Origin of the sequence: Bradyrhizobium sp. HKCCYLRH3073 (genome assembly GCF_051167995.1) — a bacterium.
Classification (GTDB): domain Bacteria; phylum Pseudomonadota; class Alphaproteobacteria; order Rhizobiales; family Xanthobacteraceae; genus Bradyrhizobium.
The window spans coordinates 184,726-204,108 of sequence record NZ_JBNPUD010000007.1; the positions used below are offsets into that span (position 1 = coordinate 184,726).

At 66.1% G+C, this 19,383-nt stretch carries 21 protein-coding genes; 6 read left to right on the plus strand and 15 right to left on the minus strand.

What is annotated here, in order from left to right; genetic code table 11:
- Positions 1-2 precede the first annotated feature (2 nt).
- Positions 3-1,085 (plus strand): DUF2336 domain-containing protein, encoded by a 1,083-nt coding sequence (locus tag ACQR1X_RS18350; protein ID WP_316237509.1) that lies wholly within the window; start codon positions 3-5, stop codon positions 1,083-1,085.
- A 74-nt stretch (positions 1,086-1,159) separates the two neighbouring features.
- Here the strand turns inward: ACQR1X_RS18350 and ACQR1X_RS18355 are convergent, their stop codons facing one another.
- The 13 genes from ACQR1X_RS18355 to ACQR1X_RS18415 form a co-directional block, all read right to left on the minus strand.
- Positions 1,160-3,280 carry a sodium-translocating pyrophosphatase gene (locus ACQR1X_RS18355; RefSeq protein WP_316181531.1) on the minus strand — a complete coding sequence of 707 codons (2,121 nt, stop codon included), beginning with the start codon at positions 3,278-3,280 and terminating at the stop codon, positions 1,160-1,162.
- A gap of 202 nt (positions 3,281-3,482) precedes the next feature.
- Positions 3,483-4,475, minus strand: a complete 993-nt coding sequence (gene thiL / locus ACQR1X_RS18360; RefSeq protein WP_434899325.1) for a thiamine-phosphate kinase — start codon at positions 4,473-4,475, stop codon at positions 3,483-3,485.
- A gap of 238 nt (positions 4,476-4,713) precedes the next feature.
- Positions 4,714-5,223 carry a transcription antitermination factor NusB gene (nusB, locus tag ACQR1X_RS18365; RefSeq protein WP_316217821.1) on the minus strand — a complete coding sequence of 170 codons (510 nt, stop codon included), beginning with the start codon at positions 5,221-5,223 and terminating at the stop codon, positions 4,714-4,716.
- Between the two features lies 1 nt (position 5,224).
- Positions 5,225-5,716: a 6,7-dimethyl-8-ribityllumazine synthase gene (ribH, locus tag ACQR1X_RS18370; protein WP_315711444.1), complete on the minus strand. Its 492-nt coding sequence runs from the start codon at positions 5,714-5,716 to the stop codon at positions 5,225-5,227.
- A gap of 182 nt (positions 5,717-5,898) precedes the next feature.
- Positions 5,899-6,507 (minus strand): riboflavin synthase, encoded by a 609-nt coding sequence (locus tag ACQR1X_RS18375; protein ID WP_315805827.1) that lies wholly within the window; start codon positions 6,505-6,507, stop codon positions 5,899-5,901.
- Complete coding sequence (gene ribD, locus ACQR1X_RS18380; RefSeq protein WP_316181539.1) at positions 6,507-7,658, minus strand: bifunctional diaminohydroxyphosphoribosylaminopyrimidine deaminase/5-amino-6-(5-phosphoribosylamino)uracil reductase RibD; 1,152 nt, start codon at positions 7,656-7,658, stop codon at positions 6,507-6,509. The genes ACQR1X_RS18375 and ribD overlap by 1 nt, the downstream gene beginning before the upstream one ends.
- The gene (gene nrdR / locus ACQR1X_RS18385; RefSeq protein WP_011927287.1) at positions 7,655-8,140 is read right to left on the minus strand and encodes a transcriptional regulator NrdR; all 486 of its coding nucleotides are present in this window, start codon (positions 8,138-8,140) and stop codon (positions 7,655-7,657) included. Before nrdR ends, ribD begins: the two co-directional genes overlap by 4 nt.
- Positions 8,141-8,154: 14 nt before the next feature.
- Positions 8,155-9,459 carry a serine hydroxymethyltransferase gene (gene glyA / locus ACQR1X_RS18390; protein WP_316181541.1) on the minus strand — a complete coding sequence of 435 codons (1,305 nt, stop codon included), beginning with the start codon at positions 9,457-9,459 and terminating at the stop codon, positions 8,155-8,157.
- Positions 9,460-9,645: 186 nt separating this feature from the next.
- Positions 9,646-10,050, minus strand: a complete 405-nt coding sequence (locus ACQR1X_RS18395; RefSeq protein ID WP_316181543.1) for a hypothetical protein — start codon at positions 10,048-10,050, stop codon at positions 9,646-9,648.
- Positions 10,051-10,230: 180 nt separating this feature from the next.
- Positions 10,231-10,452, minus strand: a complete 222-nt coding sequence (locus tag ACQR1X_RS18400) for a hypothetical protein (protein WP_006612770.1) — start codon at positions 10,450-10,452, stop codon at positions 10,231-10,233.
- An 18-nt stretch (positions 10,453-10,470) separates the two neighbouring features.
- Positions 10,471-10,695, minus strand: coding sequence for a hypothetical protein (locus ACQR1X_RS18405; RefSeq protein WP_315805831.1), 225 nt, complete (start codon positions 10,693-10,695; stop codon positions 10,471-10,473).
- A gap of 215 nt (positions 10,696-10,910) precedes the next feature.
- Entirely contained in the window at positions 10,911-11,423 is a 513-nt protein-coding gene (gene ldtR / locus ACQR1X_RS18410) for a transcriptional regulator LdtR (RefSeq protein WP_008962376.1), read from the minus strand.
- 359 nt (positions 11,424-11,782) lie between these two features.
- Entirely contained in the window at positions 11,783-12,250 is a 468-nt protein-coding gene (locus tag ACQR1X_RS18415) for a DUF6163 family protein (protein ID WP_315711435.1), read from the minus strand.
- Positions 12,251-12,471: 221 nt separating this feature from the next.
- Between ACQR1X_RS18415 and hemB the strand changes: the two genes are divergently transcribed.
- From hemB to ACQR1X_RS18430, 3 genes are all read left to right on the plus strand, one after another.
- Positions 12,472-13,533 carry a porphobilinogen synthase gene (hemB, locus tag ACQR1X_RS18420; RefSeq protein WP_434899326.1) on the plus strand — a complete coding sequence of 354 codons (1,062 nt, stop codon included), beginning with the start codon at positions 12,472-12,474 and terminating at the stop codon, positions 13,531-13,533.
- Between the two features lie 186 nt (positions 13,534-13,719).
- Positions 13,720-14,253: an RDD family protein gene (locus ACQR1X_RS18425; RefSeq protein WP_434899327.1), complete on the plus strand. Its 534-nt coding sequence runs from the start codon at positions 13,720-13,722 to the stop codon at positions 14,251-14,253.
- A gap of 91 nt (positions 14,254-14,344) precedes the next feature.
- Positions 14,345-15,121, plus strand: a complete 777-nt coding sequence (locus ACQR1X_RS18430) for an arginyltransferase (RefSeq protein WP_315720511.1) — start codon at positions 14,345-14,347, stop codon at positions 15,119-15,121.
- An 82-nt stretch (positions 15,122-15,203) separates the two neighbouring features.
- Here ACQR1X_RS18430 and ACQR1X_RS18435 read toward each other — a convergent pair whose 3' ends face one another.
- Positions 15,204-16,586, minus strand: a complete 1,383-nt coding sequence (locus tag ACQR1X_RS18435; RefSeq protein ID WP_434899328.1) for an Nramp family divalent metal transporter — start codon at positions 16,584-16,586, stop codon at positions 15,204-15,206.
- A 200-nt stretch (positions 16,587-16,786) separates the two neighbouring features.
- Here ACQR1X_RS18435 and ACQR1X_RS18440 point away from each other — a divergent pair, with 200 nt between their 5' ends.
- The gene (locus ACQR1X_RS18440; RefSeq protein ID WP_315805835.1) at positions 16,787-17,578 is read left to right on the plus strand and encodes a class I SAM-dependent methyltransferase; all 792 of its coding nucleotides are present in this window, start codon (positions 16,787-16,789) and stop codon (positions 17,576-17,578) included.
- Between the two features lie 102 nt (positions 17,579-17,680).
- Complete coding sequence (locus ACQR1X_RS18445) at positions 17,681-18,904, plus strand: MFS transporter (protein ID WP_316181548.1); 1,224 nt, start codon at positions 17,681-17,683, stop codon at positions 18,902-18,904.
- Here ACQR1X_RS18445 and ACQR1X_RS18450 read toward each other — a convergent pair.
- Positions 18,901-19,335: a universal stress protein gene (locus ACQR1X_RS18450; RefSeq protein ID WP_315805837.1), complete on the minus strand. Its 435-nt coding sequence runs from the start codon at positions 19,333-19,335 to the stop codon at positions 18,901-18,903. The genes ACQR1X_RS18445 and ACQR1X_RS18450 overlap by 4 nt on opposite strands.
- Positions 19,336-19,383: the final 48 nt, after the last annotated feature.

Here is a 19,383-nt window from a genome sequence, read left to right on the forward strand (position 1 = left end):
CCTTGCCCAACGACGTCCTCCACCAGCTCGAAGACATTCTCGCCAGCCGCTACGTCTCGCGGCGCGCGGAGATTCTGGAGCGCGTCACCGACCTGTTCGTCTTCGGTTCGGGCAAGTTCAACGAAGAGCATGTCGATCTGTTCGACCACGTGCTGTTCAAGCTGCTCGACAACGTCGCCATTGCGGCGCGGGCGCAGCTCGGCAGCCGGCTCGCGGGGCTGCCCGACGCACCGTTACGCCTGCTCCGACTGCTCGCGAGCGACGAGACGATCGCGGTGGCAGGTCCCGTGCTGCGCCAGAGCGATCGGCTCGACGAGGAGACCCTGGTCGCGACCGCGCAGACCCGGGGCCAGGAGCATCTGCTCGCGATCTCCGACCGCAAGATCCTGACCGAGTCCGTCACCGATGTTCTGGTCGATCGCGGCAATCAGGCCGTGGTGTCGAACACCGCCAACAATGGCGGCGCGCGCTTTTCCGATCACGGCTTCTACGGCCTGGTGACGAAGGCGTCCGACGATCCCAACCTCGCCTTGAAACTCTGGAGCCGGCCCGACAGTCCGCGCGAGGTGCTGGTGCGGCTGTTCGTCGAAGCCTCCGACGCGGTGCGCAGCCAGCTCGCCAGCGCCGACGCGGCGCGCGCCGAGATCGTCGAACGCGCCGTTGCGCAGGCATCGGACCAACTGCAGGCGGCAGCGCGGACGCGCTCGGCCGATTTCGTCACCGCCAAGGACTATGTCGAGCTGCTGCACGCGACCGGCCAGCTCCACGAGGCGCAACTGCACGGTTTCGCCAAGGAAGGCAGCTTCGACAAGGTCACGCTGGCGCTGGCGCTGATGTGCAAGCTGCCGCTCGACGTGGTCGAGCGCGCCTTCGTGCGCAAGCAGCCGGACCAGCTCCTGGTGCTCGCCAAGGCGCTGGACCTGTCCTGGGTTACGACGACGACGCTGCTGTTCATGCAGGCCGGCGCCAGCGGCAGCGCACGCCCACAGCTCGATCAGCATCTGGCGAGCTTCTCGCAGATGCAGCCGCGAACCGCTCAGAGCACGTTGCAGTCGTATCGCACGCGGCAGCGCGCAGCCGAGTAGCAAACAACACAGTCTCATGAAAAACCCCGCGGCTCACGCCGCGGGGTCTTTATTCGTCAGGACAATTGCTCCGCTCAGTGCGCGAGGATCGCAAGCAGCAGCAGGGCCACGATGTTGGTGATCTTGATCATCGGGTTCACGGCAGGGCCGGCCGTGTCCTTGTAGGGGTCGCCGACGGTGTCACCCGTCACCGCCGCCTTGTGGGCATCCGAGCCCTTGCCGCCGAAGTGGCCGTCCTCGATGTACTTCTTGGCGTTGTCCCAGGCGCCGCCGCCCGAGGTCATCGAGATCGCCACGAACAGGCCGGTGACGATGACGCCGAGCAGCATGGCGCCGACGGCGGAGAACGCCGCCGACTTACCGGCCGCGCCGCCGCCCGCGATCGCGTAGATCAGGAAGTAGACGACGATCGGCGACAGCACCGGCAGCAGCGAGGGGATGATCATCTCCTTGATCGCCGCCTTGGTCAGCAGGTCGACAGCCTTGCCGTAGTCCGGCTTGTCGGTGCCCTGCATGATGCCCGGCTTCTCGCGGAACTGCCGGCGCACCTCCTCGACGATCGCGCCGGCGGCACGGCCGACCGCGGTCATGCCCATCGCGCCGAACAGATATGGCAGCAGGCCGCCGAACAGCAGGCCAACCACGACGTAGGGGTTGTTCAGCGAGAAGTCCGGCTTGATGCCGGCGAAGTAAGGATGCTTCGCGGAGTCGGCGATGAAGAACTGCAGGTCCTGGTTATAGGCCGCAAACAGCACCAGCGCGCCGAGACCGGCGGAGCCGATCGCGTAGCCCTTGGTGACCGCCTTGGTGGTGTTGCCGACCGCGTCGAGCGCGTCGGTCGACTTGCGGACTTCCTTCGGCAGGCCGGCCATTTCGGCAATGCCGCCGGCATTGTCCGTGACTGGACCGAAGGCGTCGAGCGCGACGATCATGCCGGCCAGCGCCAGCATCGTCGTGGTCGCGATCGCGATGCCGAACAGGCCGGCGAGGCTGTAGGTGACCAGGATGCCGGCGATGATCACGATCGCGGGCAGCGCGGTCGATTCCATCGAGATCGCGAGCCCCTGGATCACGTTGGTGCCGTGACCCGTGACCGAGGCCGAAGCGATCGACTTCACCGGGCGGAAGTCGGTGCCGGTGTAGTATTCGGTGATCCAGATGATCAGGCCGGTCACGACGAGGCCGACGACACCACAGACGAACAGCGCGGTGCCGGTGTAGTCGACGCCATCGAGCTTGCCGAAGCCGATCAGCCACGCAATGGCAATCGCGACGCCGGCGAGCGAGAGCACGCCGGTCGCGATCAGGCCCTTGTACAGCGCACCCATGATCGACTGGCTGGCGCCGAGCTTGACGAAGAAGGTGCCGGCGATCGAGGTGATGATGCAGATGCCGCCGATGGCGAGCGGCAGGGTCATCATGTTGGCGAGCAGCGATGACTTGGCGAAGAAGATCGCAGCCAGCACCATGGTAGCGACCGCGGTCACCGCGTAGGTCTCGAACAGGTCGGCGGCCATGCCGGCGCAGTCACCGACGTTGTCGCCGACGTTGTCGGCGATGGTCGCGGGGTTGCGCGGATCGTCCTCGGGAATGCCGGCTTCGACCTTGCCGACGAGGTCACCGCCGACGTCGGCGCCCTTGGTGAAGATGCCGCCGCCGAGACGGGCGAAGATCGAGATCAGCGATGCGCCGAAGCCGAGCGCGACCAGCGCGTCGATCACGGTGCGGCTGTCGGGCGCGAGCTTCATGAAGCCGGTTAGAACGCCGAAGTAGATCGTGACGCCGAGCAGCGCCAGACCCGCGACGAGCAGACCGGTGATGGCGCCGGCCTTGAAGGCGAGCTCGAGGCCGCCTGCGAGCGAGGTGGTCGCAGCCTGCGCGGTGCGGACGTTGGCGCGCACCGACACGTTCATGCCGATGAAGCCGGCGGCGCCGGAGAGGATCGCGCCGATCGCAAAGCCGACCGCCACGAGCATGCCGAGGAAATACGCAAGGAGCACGAAGATCACGACGCCGACGATTCCGATCGTCGTATATTGGCGGCGGAGATAGGCCTGCGCGCCCTCACGCACGGCCGCCGCAATTTCCTGCATGCGCGCATTGCCGGCGTCCGCACCCAGGACCGATGAAGTGGCCCAGATCGCATAGACGATCGACAGCGCTCCGCAGAGCACGATCACCCATAAAGCTGACATTTAGTTTCCTCGGCTCTTTGCTTTTTTGAACTACGTCACGCCGCGATGGTGCGACGCACGCCCCCTATCAGGCCGCTCCGGGCGGAGCCGCCTCGAACATCATGAAGCTTGCCAAAATCGCCATGATGACGCAACGCCGCGACGCCTGAACCGCTCCAAATTCAGACGCTTCTTTGGTCGCATTGTGCGGTGCAAATAGGTGTCAGAAGTGGCTGAAGGACAAACGCGTCAGTGTGACGGGACGGCCCTGCCCGTCCAGGAAGCGCGGGGCTCGCGCCCCTTCGACGATGGCGCCGATGTCCGTGACGGCAACGCCCGCCGTCTCGGCTGCAGCACGGAACGCTGCGCATCGCGCTGCGGGAACAGTGCAGAGGATCTCGTAATCGTCGCCGCCCGAGATCACGCTTTCAAGCTGCGCGGCCCCGACAGCAAGCAGCTTCGCCGCTGCCGGCGATCGTGGAATGTGGGACAGCGCGATGTCGGCGCTCACGGAAGAGGCGGCGCAGAGCTTGGTCAGGTCGCCTGCGAGGCCATCAGAGACATCCATCGAGGCGGTCGCACAGTCTCTCACGGCCGCCGCCAGTGCATTGCGCGGCTGCGGCGTGCGATAACGACCGATCAGCATATCCCGCGCGGCGGGATCGTCGGCCAGCGCCGTAGCCTCGGCTGTGCCCGTCAGCATGCGCAGACCGAGCGCGGCATCACCGATCGTCCCGGTGACCATGACCCGGTCGCCGGGACGCGCGCCGAAGCGATGCACCATCCGGCCCCTGGGCACCCGCCCCCAGGCCGCAATCGAGATCATCACGGGACCGGGCGTCGACACGGTGTCGCCGCCGAGCAGCGGACAGCCGAACGCGGCGGCGTCCTCGCCGAGGCCACGCGCGAACTGCGACAGCCAGGCGTCGTCCTTCTCGCGCAGCGCGAGCGTCAGGACGAAGCCAGCGGGCACGGCGCCCTTGGCGGCGAGATCGGACAGGTTCACCCGCAGCGCCTTGCGCGCGATGGTGTCGGGGGGATCGTCGGCGAGATAATGGACGCCTTCGACGATGGCGTCGGTCTTGACGACGATGTCGTCCCCATCGGCGGGAATGATCGCAGCGTCGTCGACGAGACCGAACGCGCCGGGGTCGGTCGCCAGCGGCTTGAAATAGCGGGCAATGAGGGAGTCTTCGCCGGAGGGGTTTTGGGTCACAGCCCCCCTCCCCGCTCTCCGCTGTCATCGCCCGGCTTGCCGCCTTCGCTAAAGCTTCGGCGCGCCCTTGCATTCGTCGCCGCGCCGGAGCCGATAGACGAAGGCGGGACCGGGCGATCCAGTACGCCGCGCTCGTCTCTGGAATGCTGGATCACCCGCTTTGGCGGGTGATGACAGTCGAGGAAAGAGACTGGCATCGCACCGGTTCGCAGCGATCGTGCTCCGGCGCCCCCCATCGCTACTTCGGCCCCATCTCGTCGCCGCGGTATTGCCGGGCGAGTTGCTCCAGCACGGCGTTGACCATGCCGGTCTCGTCGCGCTCGACGAAGGCATGGGCGATGTCGACATATTCGGACACGACGACCTTGGCCGGCACGTCCTTGCGCCGCTCCAACTCATAGGCGCCGGCGCGCAGCACGGCGCGCAGGATCGCCTCGATCCGCTGCAGCGGCCAGCCGCGCTCCAGCGCCGCGTCGAGCACCGGATCGATCTTGGTCTGGTCGCGCACCACGCCGGAGACGATGTCGCGGAAGAAGGCAGCCTCCGCCGGCAGATACTGCTCGCCCTCGACCTCGTTGCCGAGCCAATGGCTCTCGAACTCGGCCAGCACGTCGTTGATGCCGGCGCCAGCAATGTCCATCTGGTAGAGCGCCTGGACGGCGGCGAGCCGCGCCGCGCCACGGCGGTTGGCCTTGCGGTCGCCGGCACGGACCGGGCCCTTGAACGGTCTGTTGCTGCTCTCGGCCATGTCAGCCTCGCGCCAGACGGCGTTTGATGCGCAGCACGGCAAGCGCGGCGCGGGCGGCATCACCGCCTTTGTTCATCTCGGAGACGCGGGCGCGCGCCCACGCCTGGTCCTCGTTGTTGACGGTGAGGATGCCGTTGCCGAGCGGCAGGCCGCGCGCCACCGACAGATCCATCAGGGCTCGCGAGGACTCCTGCGACACGATCTCGAAATGGATGGTGTCGCCGCGGATGACGCAGCCGAGCGCGATCGCCGCATCATAAGGCTTGCCGTTCTTGGCGGCAGCATCGAGCGCAATGGCAATAGTCGCCGGAATCTCCAACGAGCCGGTGACGGTGAGAACATCATAGCCCACGCCCGCCGCCTTCAGCTCGGCGGTGGCGCCCTCCAGCAGGGCGTCCTGGAGGTCGTCGTAGAAGCGGGCCTCGACGATCAGCGCCCGGGCGCCGGAGATGTCGGTCTGGTCTTTGAGCGGCGCGCGCCGTGCGTCTGCCATGGTTCTGTTTCCATTGTCTTCAGGTGCCTCGCCCCAAGGGAGCGGCGATCCGGCCGCGTCGCGAAGGGCGAGATGAAATCGGCCTCATGCCGCGAGACGACACATCGGCGCCTCCTCGCCACGAGGGCTGGCCTTGTAGGCGCGGGCGCCCGCAAAGCCAAGACGGAAAGCCCCCTTCGAGGCTACTTCATTTCCGTGAGGCGCGCGGCATAGCGCGCCATCAGGTCGACCTCGAGATTGACCTCGCCGCCGGCCTGCCAGGACGACAGCGTCGTGACCGACAGCGTATGCGGAATGATCAGCACCGAGAAGGCCAGTTCGTCGACCGTGTTGACCGTGAGCGAGACGCCGTCGAGGGTGACTGAGCCCTTGGTGGCGATGAAGCGCGCCAGATCCCGCGTTGTCTTCAGCACGAACCGCGCCATATCCGGCAGGTCGTCGCGGCTGACGATGGTCGCGATGCCGTCGACATGGCCTGCGACGATGTGGCCACCGAGCTCGTCGCCGATCTTCAGGGCCCGCTCGAGGTTCAGCTTTGTGCCGACGCGCCAGTGCTTGGCCGTGGTCAGTGCCAGCGTCTCTGCTGCGGCGTCGACCTCGAACCAGGTCTTCCCATCGGTGACGCCGGACTGCACGACCGTGAGGCAGACGCCATTGTTGGCGATGGATGCGCCATCGGCGATGCTGGCCTGGTCATAATGGCAGGCAATGCGCAGCCGGTGCAGCTTGCCCTCGGTCCGCGGCGTCAGGCTGGCGATCTCGCCGATGTCGGTGACGATGCCGGTAAACATTACGCGCGCTCGTAAATCGTAAGGGTGTCGGGATCGAGCGTTTCGCTAGCACGAACGCGATAGGCCGGCGACTGCGTGATTGCGGTCAGCGGCAATGCGTCCAGCGCAGCGATGCCGTCGGCCCCGATCTCGCCGGGACCGCGCAGCAGCCAGATTTCATCGACCAGGCCACTCGCCATGAAGGATGAGGCGACGCGGCTGCCGCCCTCGATCATCAGGCGGGTGATGCCCTTCTCAGCCAGCGCCTTGAGCACGGCGGGGGGCTCCAGCGCCGAGGGCTCGGCCTGCGGCGGCACGCGGATCACCTGGGCACCGGCAGCACCGAGCTTGGTCGCCGCCGCGGGCTCGGCAAGCGCTGACGCGACCATCCAGAGCGGCGTGGTTCGCGCTGATTGCACCAAACGGCTGGTCATGGGCAGCCGCAACATCGGATCGAGCACCACGCGTACCGGCGAGCGGGCCTCCATGCCGGGCAGCCGGCAGGTCAGCAGCGGATCATCGGCGATCGCGGTGCGCACGCCGATCAGGATCGCGTCACTCTGGGCACGCAACACATGCACGCGCGTCCGCGCCGCCTCGCCGGTGATCGCGACCGGCTTGTTGCCCGCGGCTGCAATCTTGTCGTCGGCCGAGACGGCAAGCTTCAGGATCACATGCGGCCGGCCATCGCGGATGCGCCGGAAATGGCCAGCATGGTCGCGCTTGGCGTCCGCCGAGCAGAGGCCGACTTCAACCTGGATACCGGCAGCGCGGAGCTTGGCATGCCCCTGCCCTGCGACCTCCGGATTGGGATCCTCGATCGCCGACACGACGCGGCTGATTCCGGCTGCGATGACGGCGTCCACGCAAGGCGGCGACTTGCCGAAATGCGAGCATGGCTCCAGCGTCACATAGAGTGTGGCGCCCTTCGCGGCCTTGCCGGCGCGATTCAAGGCCTCGGGCTCGCCATGAGGGCGTCCACCGGGCTGGGTCCAGCCGCGGCCGATGATGACGCCGTCCTTGACCACGACGGCGCCGACCGCCGGGTTAGGCCAGGTCCGCCCCTGCCCGCGACGGCCGAGCGACAGCGCGAGCTGCATGAAGCGGCGGTCGGCGTCCTTCTGCGCCTTCAGCTTCTCGCCGACCTGATCGACCAGGACCCGGAAGATCATTTGCGGACCGGCGCCAGCCGCGGCGTCTCGTCCTCGGCCGAGAGCTCGCCGAGCACGGCCTCGAAGTCCTTGGCCTCCCGGAAATTGCGGTACACCGAGGCGAAGCGGACATAAGCGACGTCGTCGAGATCGCGCAGATGCTCCATCACGATCTCGCCGATCGCCTCCGAGGACACCTCGGACTCGCCGCCGCTCTCGAGCTCGCGCACGATCGCCGAGACCATCTTCTCGACCCTTTCAGGATCGACCGAGCGCTTGCGCAGCGAGATCTGCACCGAGCGCATCAGCTTGTCGCGATCGAACGGCACGCGGCGGCCATTGCGCTTGATGACGGTGAGTTCGCGCAGCTGCACCCGCTCGAAGGTCGTGAAGCGGAAGTTGCAGGTGACGCAGACCCGCCGCCGCCGGATCACCGAGGAATCCTCGGTGGGGCGGGAGTCCTTCACCTGCGTATCGAGGCTGTTGCAGCTCGGGCAGCGCATCGTGGCTTCAAGCCTTACTGATAGATCGGGAACCGGTCGGTCAGCGCCTTCACCTTCGCCTTGACCGCAGCTTCCACCAGCGGCGCGCTGCCGTCCGGCGCCTGCGCGATCGCGTTCAGCACCTCGGCGATCAGGCTGCCGACCTGCTGGAATTCAGCGACGCCGAAGCCACGGGTGGTCGCGGCCGGCGTACCGAGTCGCAGGCCGGAGGTGACGAACGGCTTCTCGGGGTCGAACGGAATGCCGTTCTTGTTGCAGGTGATGCCGGCGCGGACCAGCGCCTTCTCCGAGACGTTGCCCTTCAGGCTCTTCGGCCGGAGGTCGACCAGCATCAGATGGTTGTCGGTGCCGCCGGAGACGATGTCGAAGCCCTGGGCGCGCAGCGATTCCGCCAGCGCCTTCGCGTTCTCGACGATGTTCTTCGCGTAGACCTTGAACTCGGGCCGCAGCGCCTCGGCAAAGGCCACCGCCTTGGCCGCGATCACGTGCATCAGCGGGCCGCCCTGCAGGCCCGGGAAGATCGCCGAGTTGAATTTCTTGGTGAACTGCTCGTCGTTCCACAGGATGAGGCCGCCGCGCGGACCGCGCAGCGACTTGTGCGTGGTGGTCGTGGTGACGTGAGCGTAGGGCACTGGGGAGGCATGGACGCCACCCGCAACGAGACCGGCGAAGTGCGCCATGTCGACCAGCAGATAGGCGCCGACGCTGTCGGCGATCTCGCGGAAGCGCTTGAAATCCCACGGGCGCGAATAGGCGCTGCCGCCAGCGATGATCAGCTTCGGCTTGACCTCCTCGGCCTGCCTGGCGACCGCATCCATGTCGATCAGGTGGTCGTCGCGGCGCACGGTGTAGTGCGCGGCCTTGAACCACTTGCCGGACATGTTGACCGGCGAACCGTGGGTCAGATGGCCGCCGGCGGCGAGGTCGAGGCCCATGAAGGTGTCGCCGGGCTGCAGCAGCGCCAGGAACACCGCCTGGTTCATCTGGCTGCCCGAGTTCGGCTGGACGTTGGCGAAATTGGCACCGAACAGCTTCTTGGCGCGGTCGATCGCGAGGTTCTCGGCGACGTCGACCCATTCGCAGCCGCCATAATAGCGCGCGCCCGGGTAGCCCTCGGCATACTTGTTGGTCATCACCGAGCCCTGGGCTTCCAGGACCGCGCGGCTGACGATGTTCTCCGAAGCGATCAGCTCGATCTCGTGTCGTTGTCGACCGAGTTCACCCTTGATGGCGGCAGCGATCTCGGGATCGGCCTCGGCCAGGGTGGCGGAGAAGAAGGAATCGACTGACGAGGCGGGCTTGGCGCTGGAAGCGGTCATCGGCGGAATATCTCCACGTCCGCAAGGCCTTGGGCGGCCGGCGGTCGGTTCAGTGAAGGCGGTCGGAAAAGACCCCTGCCCTTACCATACGGGCGGCGGCAGGCCAAGGGACAGACCAAGCGGTTGCGGGTCAAACCGGATATTTGCGCCAGATATGGTGGACGGCCGCTGGAGCAAGCCCCCTGCTCAGGCCCCGCCACAGGAGTGCCAGCTTTCCGACATCTGCCAGGTTTTCTTGGTCCGGAGATTGGTCGCCTTGTAGATTCGTCCCCGGTCATCGCCGGGCGGGCATTTCTTCGGCTTCCAGACGGTGCAGAGCCGCACGGGATCGCCCAGTTTGGAATGCGCGACGGCGGCATTCCATGCCGAGTCGATCTGCTCGGCGCCGTTCTGGTACAGCACGTGGACGCCCTGATCCATTATGGGCTCACCATACTCGTCGAGCTTCTCGCCGAGCTTGAACGGGGTCGGCGACAGCGGCTCATCGAACCGACCAGCAATTTTCGTGATCGTCGTCTCCGCGCAGGCTGCAACTCTGGCCAGCGCTTCTCGACTGTTCGGTCCCTTCTGGGGCCAGACCGTCTCAGCCATGCTCCTCGTGGGCAGACTCAGCTCGCCGCACGCGAAGGCCAAGAGTCCCACCGTGGCAATAACTCGGGACACCAAACGCATCGATCCCCCAAAAATAAACAACCTGCATGAAACCTGACGGTCTCATACAGGTTGTCGGTATCATGAGGCAAGCGCGCGAGCCATCGCGCGCCGATGACATCAGAGGCCGGTGTAGCCGGCCTTCACCGGATCGACGCGGCCGTCGAGCTGGCGCAGGTAGGTCAGGCCGCACACCGTGAGACGATGCGGGTCACGCTCGCCGGCTTCGAACAAGGTCTGGATGTAGGCGCTGACCTTGCGCCGCGCTTCCTCGCTGGCCGCCGCGGTGCGGTTCGCCAGCAGGTCGTAGGTATGCATGATCCGATCGATGGCAGCTTCCATATCATCCCCTCTTGATGGTCAGGCCGCAGAGGCCATCTCGAACATCGAGATCGCCTTGTTCGCGAGTCTGAGCTTGTTGAATTCTCCGCGGTGAATCAGCTGTACGATCATGTCGACGAGCTGCTCGTTCGGCGTGATGGTATCCGTCATCGCCCCCGACAACCGCAGGTAGTTGGCCGCGATCGCATAGGCGTCGCTCACCAGCTCCACGTTCATGACCTGCATTCCGTAATCGTGCAGCATCACCCGACCTCCGCGGGAGACAAGTCCGAGGAGGCGATATTGGTTCCAGTTCGGAGTGGATGTTTTTCGCAACAGCGAACGAAGTGAGCCACGACAAAAGAAAAAAGCGCCGGCCCCAGCAGGGGCCGACGCAAGGTCGAACTCAGAGGATCGAGGGCTGTCCGGTCTTGGCTCTCGATGTCTGAGGCCGGATCAGCCGAAACGATGAAGCCGGCTCAGAGACGATACAGGATCTGGTCGGTCCAGAACCGCTCGAGGCGGTGCAGCGACTTGTTGAGCGTTGAGAACTCCTCGCTCGAAATGCCGCCGACCTGCTCCACGGTCTTGACGTGCTTCTGATACAGCGAGTCGACGATGCGGCGGATCTCCTGGCCCTGGGGGGTCAGGCGGATGCGGACCGAGCGGCGATCGACGCGCGAGCGCTGGTGATCAAGGAAGCCGAGCTCGACGAGCTTCTTCAGGTTGTAGGAGACGTTGGAGCCGAGATAGTAGCCGCGCGTGCGCAGCTCGCCCGCGGTCAGCTCCTTGTCGCCGATGTTATAGAGCAGCAGCGCCTGGACCGAATTGATGTCGGAACGACCACGGCGGTCGAACTCGTCCTTGATGACGTCGAGCAGGCGGCGATGCAGCCGCTCCACCAGCGTCAGAGCTTCCAGATAGAGCGACTGGACGGTGCCGCCCTGGCCCGGCGCAGCAGTCTCCACGGCCGTCGCAACGGCTTTCATCATGACACTTCCCCTGTCGTCGTTTTTGTCGACTTATTCGACGAAACTTTTGTCCCGTCTGATAGAACGAACTTAAGGGGCGTGCTTTGAAGATCGCCTTAAATAAGAGCATAAAGAGAGAATGAATCGCGGAGAGTGAATCCTCTTTTAATCCAGTGATTACAGGGGCTTTTGCAAGGGTCCGTTGACGGACGACGGGCAATGTTCGCGCTCTGTTTCACCCCCTGTCACATTCCAAAACAGGTGCAGTTCCCACCGCTAAGGTCTGTGTAACGGCTGTGGCAGGCGCTCTTAAGGTGTTCGAAACATTACTTGCATCGCGCTGAGAGGATTTACAGCGTGCAACGAATTTTCCTCACCACCTACGGTGGCCGCTCGCGGGCCGCCATCCAGGCCAGCACGAGGTAGGCGGCGAGCATGATCGCCTCGCCCGCGACCACCAGCAGATTGCCGCCATAGATGCCGGGGAACATCAGCTCGATGACCGCCATCGACACGACCGTGGTGAGCCACACCACCGCGCCCCACGGCGTCGCCAGCCACAGGCCGACCGCGGCGACGAGTTCGATCACCGCGAAATAGACCGTCGCCGCCTGCCAGGCCATCGCCTGGTTCTCGAACGCGTCGTCCTCGCCGCCGATGAAGCCGGTCACCTGGGCCCAATGATAAAGGCCCTTGGCGATCGAGAGCATGGCCATGACCCGCAGGAACAGCACCAGCCGCCGCGTCCAGACATTATCGTCGCTCTCGCGCCGATCCGAGGACATGGCGGCAATCGACATGGCGGCGTTGTCACGCGCCAGATCTCGCGCCGAGGGAATCTCAGCCATGGCAGCTCGAGCAGAACAGGCAGGTCGTCATTAGGGCCTCTCAAGACCAGGAGCATGGCGATTCTTGGCCGGCCGGCACCGTGAAATCAACCGGACCGGAAATCAACCGGGCCGCTTGCGTCAGGTCAAGTGACGGGCGGCGGCCGAAGTGCTACAGATTGTTGGAATTACAACAAATCAAATCCTCCGGCTCGCCGGCCAGCTCAAGGAGCCAGCACCCCATGGCGATCAAATTCGGGCGCCCGATCGACCTGCGCGACAGCGCGCGCAACCCGGCCACTGCACCGACACCGGCGCTCGATCTCACCATCCGCCCCCGCCGCAACCGCAAGGCCGAGTGGGCGCGTCGGCTGGTGCGTGAGAACGTGCTCACGACGGACGATCTGATCTGGCCCCTGTTCGTGGTGCAGGGCGATCGGACCCGCAGCACGGTCGCATCGATGCCGGGCGTGGAACGGCTCAGCGTCGACGAGATCGTCCGCGATGCCGAACGTGCCGCCAAGCTCGACATCCCCTGCATCGCCCTGTTCCCCTACACCGAGCCGTCGCTGCGCGACGAGCACGGCTCCGAGGCCTGCAACCCGGACAATCTGGTTTGCCAGGCGGTGCGCGCGATCAAGAAGGAGTTTCCGGAGATCGGCGTGCTCTGCGACGTCGCGCTCGATCCGTTCACCAGCCACGGCCATGACGGCTTGATCCGGGACGGCCGCATCCTCAACGACGAGACGGTCGCGGTGCTGGTGCGCCAGGCCCTCGTGCAGGCCGAGGCCGGTTGCGACATCATCGCGCCGTCGGACATGATGGACGGCCGGGTCGGCGCGATCCGCCAGGCGCTGGATCAGGCCGGCTTCCTCGACGTGCAGATCATGGCCTATGCGGCCAAATATGCCTCCGCCTTCTACGGCCCGTTCCGCGACGCGATCGGCTCGGCCAAGACGCTCACCGGCGACAAGCGGACCTACCAGATGGACAGCGCCAACTCCGACGAGGCGTTGCGCGAGGTCGAGCTCGACATCGCCGAGGGCGCCGACATGGTGATGGTGAAGCCGGGCATGCCCTATCTCGACGTCGTCAGGCGCGTGAAGGACACCTTCAGCATGCCGACCTTCGCCTATCAGGTGTCGGGCGAATACGCGATGATCGCGGCGGCCGCCAACAATGGCTGGATCGACGGCGACCGGGCGATGATGGAGAGCCTGCTCGCCTTCAAGCGCGCCGGCGCCGACGGTGTGCTCACCTATTTCGCCCCGCAGGCTGCCGAGCGGCTGCGGCAGCAGCGCTGAGCGGGCGCCTCGGGATCTGGGTCTGCGGCGGTCTTCCGGGCGCGCCGACTATGCGCGCGCGCCGGCTTACAAGCGGGCTTGCAAATCGCGAAATCGCCGGAAATTTGCCGCGCCCCATGCACGAACGGCTCTTGCAAGCGGAAGTGGGGTTCCCATGTCCTCTGAGCCAATCCGGAGGGCAGTTTCATGGCGTATATGGGTTCAGGCGATAGCAATGGCGGTGCCGGTGCCCGGCCGCACGCCTACGACCCCTATCAGCAGCCGGAATTGTTTCGCGGTGTGCTGACGCGGCGGATGATTGCATTCCTGATCGATCTCTTGGTGCTCTCCGTCCCGGTGATCCTGGCGGTGATCTTCATCGCCGTGTTCGGCCTGGTCACGCTGGGCCTCGGCTGGGCGTTGTTCTGGCTGGTGTCGCCGGCCTCGGTGATCTGGGCGATCGTCTACTACGGCGCCACGATCGGCGGCCCGAGCTCGGCGACGATCGGCATGCGGGTGATGGATCTGGAGCTCCGGACCTGGTACGGCGCGCCGGGCTACTTTGTGCTCGGTGCCGTGCATGCGGTCTGCTTCTGGATCTCGGTCTCGGTGTTGTCGCCGCTCGTGCTGCTGATCGGACTGTTCAACGGCCGCCGCCGGCTGCTGCACGACTTCGTGCTCGGCACCGTCGTGATCAACACGTCGGTGCGCTCGCAGCTGGTTGAACCGGCTCGCATGTGATGAGACGTCAGGTGGCGCAGCAAAAGCGATTGACCGGCCGCCTCCGGAGCGCAATTCTGTTGATGATCGCCTTGGAGGCTCACGACGTTCCTTGACCCAGCATTCGCGTGACACCCCGCAATTCTACCTGACCGCGCCATCGCCCTGCCCGTATCTGCCGGGCCGGCAGGAGCGCAAGGTGTTCACGCATCTGGTCGGCGACAAGGCGACCGATCTCAACGACCTCCTGACCCATGGTGGCTTCCGCCGCAGCCAGTCGATCGCCTACCGGCCGGCCTGCGACCAGTGCCGCGCCTGCGTGTCCGTCCGCGTGATCGCCAACGAATTCCGCCCCTCGCGCAACTTCCGCAAGGTGCTCGCGCGCAATTCCGATCTGGTCGGCGAGCAGCGCAGCGCGGTGCCGACGTCGGAGCAATATTCGATCTTCCGCGGCTATCTCGATCAGCGCCATCGCCATGGCGGCATGGCCGACATGACGGTGCTCGATTACGCAATGATGGTCGAGGACAGCCATGTCGAGACGCGAATCATCGAGTACCGCCGCCGCAATCTGAGCAACGGTCCGAACGCCCGCGGTGGCGAGCTGGTCGCGGTGGCGCTGACGGACGTGCTCAGCGACGGCCTGTCGATGGTGTACTCGTTCTTCGACCCGTCGGAGACCACGCGCTCGCTCGGCACCTTCATGATCCTCGACCACATCGCCCGGGCGCGGCGCCAGGGCCTGCCCTACGTCTATCTCGGCTACTGGATCGAGGGCTCGAAAAAGATGGACTACAAGAGCCGCTATCTGCCGCAGCAGCGGCTCGCGGCGGCCGGATGGCTCCGCGTGGATGCCGAGGGCGACACCGCGCCGGAGCCGCAGGAATGAAGAAGCGAATGGCGAATAGGGAGTAGCGAATAGGGATTTGAACGACCGCTATTCGCTACTCCCTATTCGCTACTCGCCTCCATCAACCTATCGCCAGATCCCACACCAGCTTGGCATTGAGCGCGATGATCACCACCGCGATCAGGCTCGCAATCGCCGTCAGCCAGCGCGGCGCGACGAACTGCCCCATCTTGGCGCGGCTCGCGGTGAGCAGCACCAGCGGCACGATGGCGAACGGCAGTTGCAGGCTGAGCACGACCTGACTGAGGATCAGGAGCTGCCCGGTCGCCTTCTCGCCGGCCCAGATCGTCACCACCACCGCCGGCAAGATCGCGATCATGCGCGTGATCAGCCGGCGCAGCCAGGGCGCGATCCGCCAGTGGAGGAAGCCTTCCATCACGATCTGGCCGGACAGGGTCGCGGTGATCGTCGAGTTCAGGCCGCAACACAACAGCGCGATTGCAAACAGCGTCGGTGCCAGCGTCGATCCCAGGAGCGGCGCCAGGAAGGAATGCGCCTGGTCGAGCTCGGCCACGTCGCGCTGTCCGGTACGGTGGAACGTTGCCGCCGCCAGGATCAGGATCGAGGCGTTGATCGTCAGCGCCAGGCACAGCGCGATGGTGGAATCGATCGTGGAAAGCGTGATCGCCTCGCGCTTGTCCTCCGGGCTGTCGCCGTAGCCGCGCGTCTGGACCAGGCCCGAATGGAGATACAAATTGTGCGGCATCACGGTCGCGCCGAGAATGCCGAGCGCCAGATAGAGCATCTCCGGATTGGCGATCAGCTGACCGCTGGGCACGAAGCCCTTCACCACCTCGGCCCAGTCGGGCTCGGCCATCGCGATCTGGATCGCGAAGCACAGCGCGATGATGCCGAGCAGCGCGACCACGAAGGCCTCGATCCAGCGAAAGCCGAACGCCTGCAGCGCCAGGATCAGGAAGACATCGAGCGCGGTGACGCAGACGCCGATCGACAGCGGCAGCCCGAACAGCAGGCTGAGACCGATCGCTGTGCCGATCACCTCGGCGAGATCGGTGGCGGTGATCGCGATCTCCGCCGACAGCCACAGCGGCACCGAGACCCAGCGCGGGGTGGAGTCGCGACAGGCCTGGGCGAGGTCGCGGCCGGTGGCGACGCCGAGCCGCGTGCAGAGCGACTGCAGCACGATCGCCATCAGGTTGGACAGCAGCGCGACCGAGAGCAGGACGTAGCCGAATTTGGAACCGCCGGCGAGCGACGTCGCCCAATTGCCGGGGTCCATATAGCCGACGGCGACAAGGTAACCGGGTCCGAGAAAGGCCAGCAGCTTCCGCCAGAGCGACCCTTTTGTTGCGGTTCGTACCGTCGCGAACATGTCGCCGAGCGACGGATCGCCGCGCTCGCCGCGCCAGCCTGCGTTCATCAGGCGGTCGCTCGGCGGAACCATGGCGTGCAGTTGCGAAAGGTCTGACGATTTTGCGTCCATGACATCATCCTGGACGAAACCGAGCTTTAATGCAACTTATTTGCAAGTGCGTCTCCCGCCTATGGCTGCGCCTCGCAGAGAGGCTGGAAATCCTCCGATACCGCTTCATCATCGCGAGAGCCTGTTGCTGCCGATTCGCGCGCGGCCCTCGCGGCGTGCCGCCGGCGACGGGTGCCACTGCCCCACTGACGGGATCCAACATGCTCTCCCCCCAACTCGGTCTCCGACCGGTCACGAACGCGCCCGTGCCCTGCAAGATCTGTGACGGTCCTGCCTCTCTCTACGGCGTGGTCGACATGAACCGCCCCTGCCAGACGGCCCATGCACATCGCCCGCCGCTGGCCGGCGTGCCGATCTACTACCGGCGCTGCTCGGATTGCGGCTTCCTGTTTACGGACGCCTTCGACGACTGGGGCATCGAGCAGTTCAAGACCCACATTTACAACGACGGCTACGAAGCCGTGGATCCAGACTATCGGATCAAGCGGCCAACCGACAATGCGGCGGCCGTGGCCCGCTTCTGGGCGCCGCACAAGGCCGGGATGCGGGTGCTCGACTTCGGCGGCGGCAACGACCTGTTCTGCACCGGCCTGCGCGCTCAAGGCTTTGCCGAAGCGGTCACCTATGATCCGATGGTGGCCGAGCACGCGACCCGCCCCGATCGCAAGTTCGATCTCGTGACCTGCTTCGAGACCCTCGAGCACGTGCCCGATCCGCTGGCGACGATCGGAGCCATGGCGGCCTGCGTGGCCGAGCCCGGCGCGGTGTTCTACTCCACATTGACCCAGCCGGACGATTTCGACAGCCAGGGCATGTCCTGGTGGTACGTCGCGCCGCGCAACGGCCACATCTCGATCTACACCCAGCATGCGCTGGCGCTGGCCTGGCACCGGTTCGGCTTCAAGACGGCGCCGCTGAATGCGGGCACGCATCTGGCGTTCCGCACGCTGCCTCCGGAATGGGGATTGGCCGAGGCACCGACCGCGGCATAGGCCGTCCGCCGCGCGAGGGGCGATGCAGGAGATCAGGAAGCGGGTGGGCGCAAGGAGGCGGCGCAGTGATGATGGCCGCATCATCACAACAGGTTCCTGTTCATGTCTCCCTCCGCCCTGCCCGCCGCCTTCCACCGCCTCGCCTGGTCCAACCTCACCGCGCAATCGGCCGAGCAGATCGCGCTCGCCGCAGCACCGATCGTCGCGGTGCTCGCGCTCGGTGTCGGCGAGGGCGAGACCGGGTTGCTGCAGACGGCGCTGACCGCGCCCTTCGTGCTGTTCGCGATCCCTGCGGGGCTGCTCGCCGACCGGATGCCGCGACGGCTGCTGATGGCCATGGCCGAGACGCTTCGCGCGCTGGCGCTGCTCGCGATCCTCATCGCCTTGGCGGCCGGCGTGCTCACGCTGCCGCTGCTGGCGGCGCTCGGATTCGCAGCGGTGTGCGGCACGGTCGTGTTCAGCGTCGCCGCGCCGGCCGTGGTGCCGAGCCTCGTCGCCCCGGCCCAGTTGGCGCCTGCCAATGCGCGCATCGAGCTTGCCCGCACCATCGCCTTTGCGGCGGGGCCTGCGCTCGGCGGCGTGCTGGTCGGCTGGATCGGCGGCGCGCCCGCCTTCGGCTGCGCCGCGGCGCTCTCGCTGGTCGCAGCCATCTGCCTGGCCGGCATCGCCGAGCCCGCTCGCGCGCCCGTGCCGCGCCGCCATCCGCTCGCCGACATCAGGGAAGGCGCCGCCTTCGTGCTGCATCATCCGTTGCTGCGGCCGGTGTTCGTGACCCAATTCATCTTCAACACGGCGCATTTCCTGCTGCTCGCGGTGTTCGTGCCCTATGCCGTGCACCGGCTTGGCCTGTCGGCGGGAGGCGTCGGCACGGTGTTGTCGATGTTCGGCATCGGCATGGTGTGCGGCGCGCTGCTGGCGACGCGCATCATGCGGCTTCTGCCGTTCGGCACCGTCATCGGGCTCGGCCCCGTCACCGGCTTCACCGCAGCGCTGGTGATGGCGCTCACCACGGTCGTCCCTTCGCCTCTCCTGGCCGCGCTCAGCTTCTTCCTGCTCGGCGCCGGGCCGATCCTCTGGGTGATCTCGACCACGACGCTGCGGCAGTCGGTGACGCCGGCCGGCCTGCTCGGGCGGGTCTCGGCCATCAACATCCTGAGCTACGGCGCCCGTCCGCTGGGCTCGCTGCTCGGCGCGGTCGTCGGCGGCCGCTACGGCGCCGACATCTGTCTCTACCTCGTCGCCGCCATCTTCGGCCTGCAGGCGCTCGTCATCCTCGCCTCGCCGGTCGTCGCGATCGCGCGCCAGCCGGAGCCGCAGCCCGCCTAGCGATAGACCAGGATCGGCACGGTCGAATGCGTCAGCACCTTCAAGGTCTCGCTGCCCAGGATCGCCGACACGCCGCGCAGCCCGTGCGAGGCCATCAGCACCAGATCGCAATGCTGCTTGCGCGCGGTCTCGACGATCGCCTCATAGGGCTTGTCGTGCTCGACGCACAGCGTGGCGCAGGCCACGCCGGCCTGCTCGGCATCGTCCTTCACATGATCGAGATATTTCGCGGTCTGATCGGCCACCAACGACTTGTATTGCGCGAGCGCCTTGGTCGCAGCGTGGGGATCGACGACCAGCGAATGCAGCGGCGTCGACACCACCAGCGCCGTGACCTTGGCGCCGGTCGCCTTGGCGAGCGCGATGCCGTGCTTGATCGCGGCCTTGGACAGATCGGAGCCATCGGTCGGCAGCAGAATATGTTTGTACATGAGCTTTCATCTCCCGGCGGAGAATGCTGGGCAGACTCGCTTCTGCTG

Excerpts from the sequence above, each read along its gene's own strand:
- ACQR1X_RS18355 (WP_316181531.1), bottom strand. The coding sequence starts at position 3,280 with ATGTCAGCTTTATGGGTGATCGTGCTCTGCGGAGCGCTGTCGATCGTC.
- nusB (WP_316217821.1), bottom strand. The coding sequence starts at position 5,223 with ATGGCCGAGAGCAGCAACAGACCGTTCAAGGGCCCGGTCCGTGCCGGC.
- ribH (WP_315711444.1), bottom strand. The coding sequence starts at position 5,716 with ATGGCAGACGCACGGCGCGCGCCGCTCAAAGACCAGACCGACATCTCC.
- ACQR1X_RS18375 (WP_315805827.1), bottom strand. The coding sequence starts at position 6,507 with ATGTTTACCGGCATCGTCACCGACATCGGCGAGATCGCCAGCCTGACG.
- ribD (WP_316181539.1), bottom strand. The coding sequence starts at position 7,658 with ATGATCTTCCGGGTCCTGGTCGATCAGGTCGGCGAGAAGCTGAAGGCG.
- nrdR (WP_011927287.1), bottom strand. The coding sequence starts at position 8,140 with ATGCGCTGCCCGAGCTGCAACAGCCTCGATACGCAGGTGAAGGACTCC.
- glyA (WP_316181541.1), bottom strand. The coding sequence starts at position 9,459 with ATGACCGCTTCCAGCGCCAAGCCCGCCTCGTCAGTCGATTCCTTCTTC.
- ACQR1X_RS18395 (WP_316181543.1), bottom strand. The coding sequence starts at position 10,050 with ATGGCTGAGACGGTCTGGCCCCAGAAGGGACCGAACAGTCGAGAAGCG.
- ACQR1X_RS18400 (WP_006612770.1), bottom strand. The coding sequence starts at position 10,452 with ATGGAAGCTGCCATCGATCGGATCATGCATACCTACGACCTGCTGGCG.
- ACQR1X_RS18405 (WP_315805831.1), bottom strand. The coding sequence starts at position 10,695 with ATGCTGCACGATTACGGAATGCAGGTCATGAACGTGGAGCTGGTGAGC.
- ldtR (WP_008962376.1), bottom strand. The coding sequence starts at position 11,423 with ATGATGAAAGCCGTTGCGACGGCCGTGGAGACTGCTGCGCCGGGCCAG.
- ACQR1X_RS18415 (WP_315711435.1), bottom strand. The coding sequence starts at position 12,250 with ATGGCTGAGATTCCCTCGGCGCGAGATCTGGCGCGTGACAACGCCGCC.
- hemB (WP_434899326.1), top strand. The coding sequence starts at position 12,472 with ATGGCGATCAAATTCGGGCGCCCGATCGACCTGCGCGACAGCGCGCGC.
- ACQR1X_RS18425 (WP_434899327.1), top strand. The coding sequence starts at position 13,720 with ATGGCGTATATGGGTTCAGGCGATAGCAATGGCGGTGCCGGTGCCCGG.
- ACQR1X_RS18435 (WP_434899328.1), bottom strand. The coding sequence starts at position 16,586 with ATGGACGCAAAATCGTCAGACCTTTCGCAACTGCACGCCATGGTTCCG.
- ACQR1X_RS18440 (WP_315805835.1), top strand. The coding sequence starts at position 16,787 with ATGCTCTCCCCCCAACTCGGTCTCCGACCGGTCACGAACGCGCCCGTG.
- ACQR1X_RS18445 (WP_316181548.1), top strand. The coding sequence starts at position 17,681 with ATGTCTCCCTCCGCCCTGCCCGCCGCCTTCCACCGCCTCGCCTGGTCC.
- ACQR1X_RS18450 (WP_315805837.1), bottom strand. The coding sequence starts at position 19,335 with ATGTACAAACATATTCTGCTGCCGACCGATGGCTCCGATCTGTCCAAG.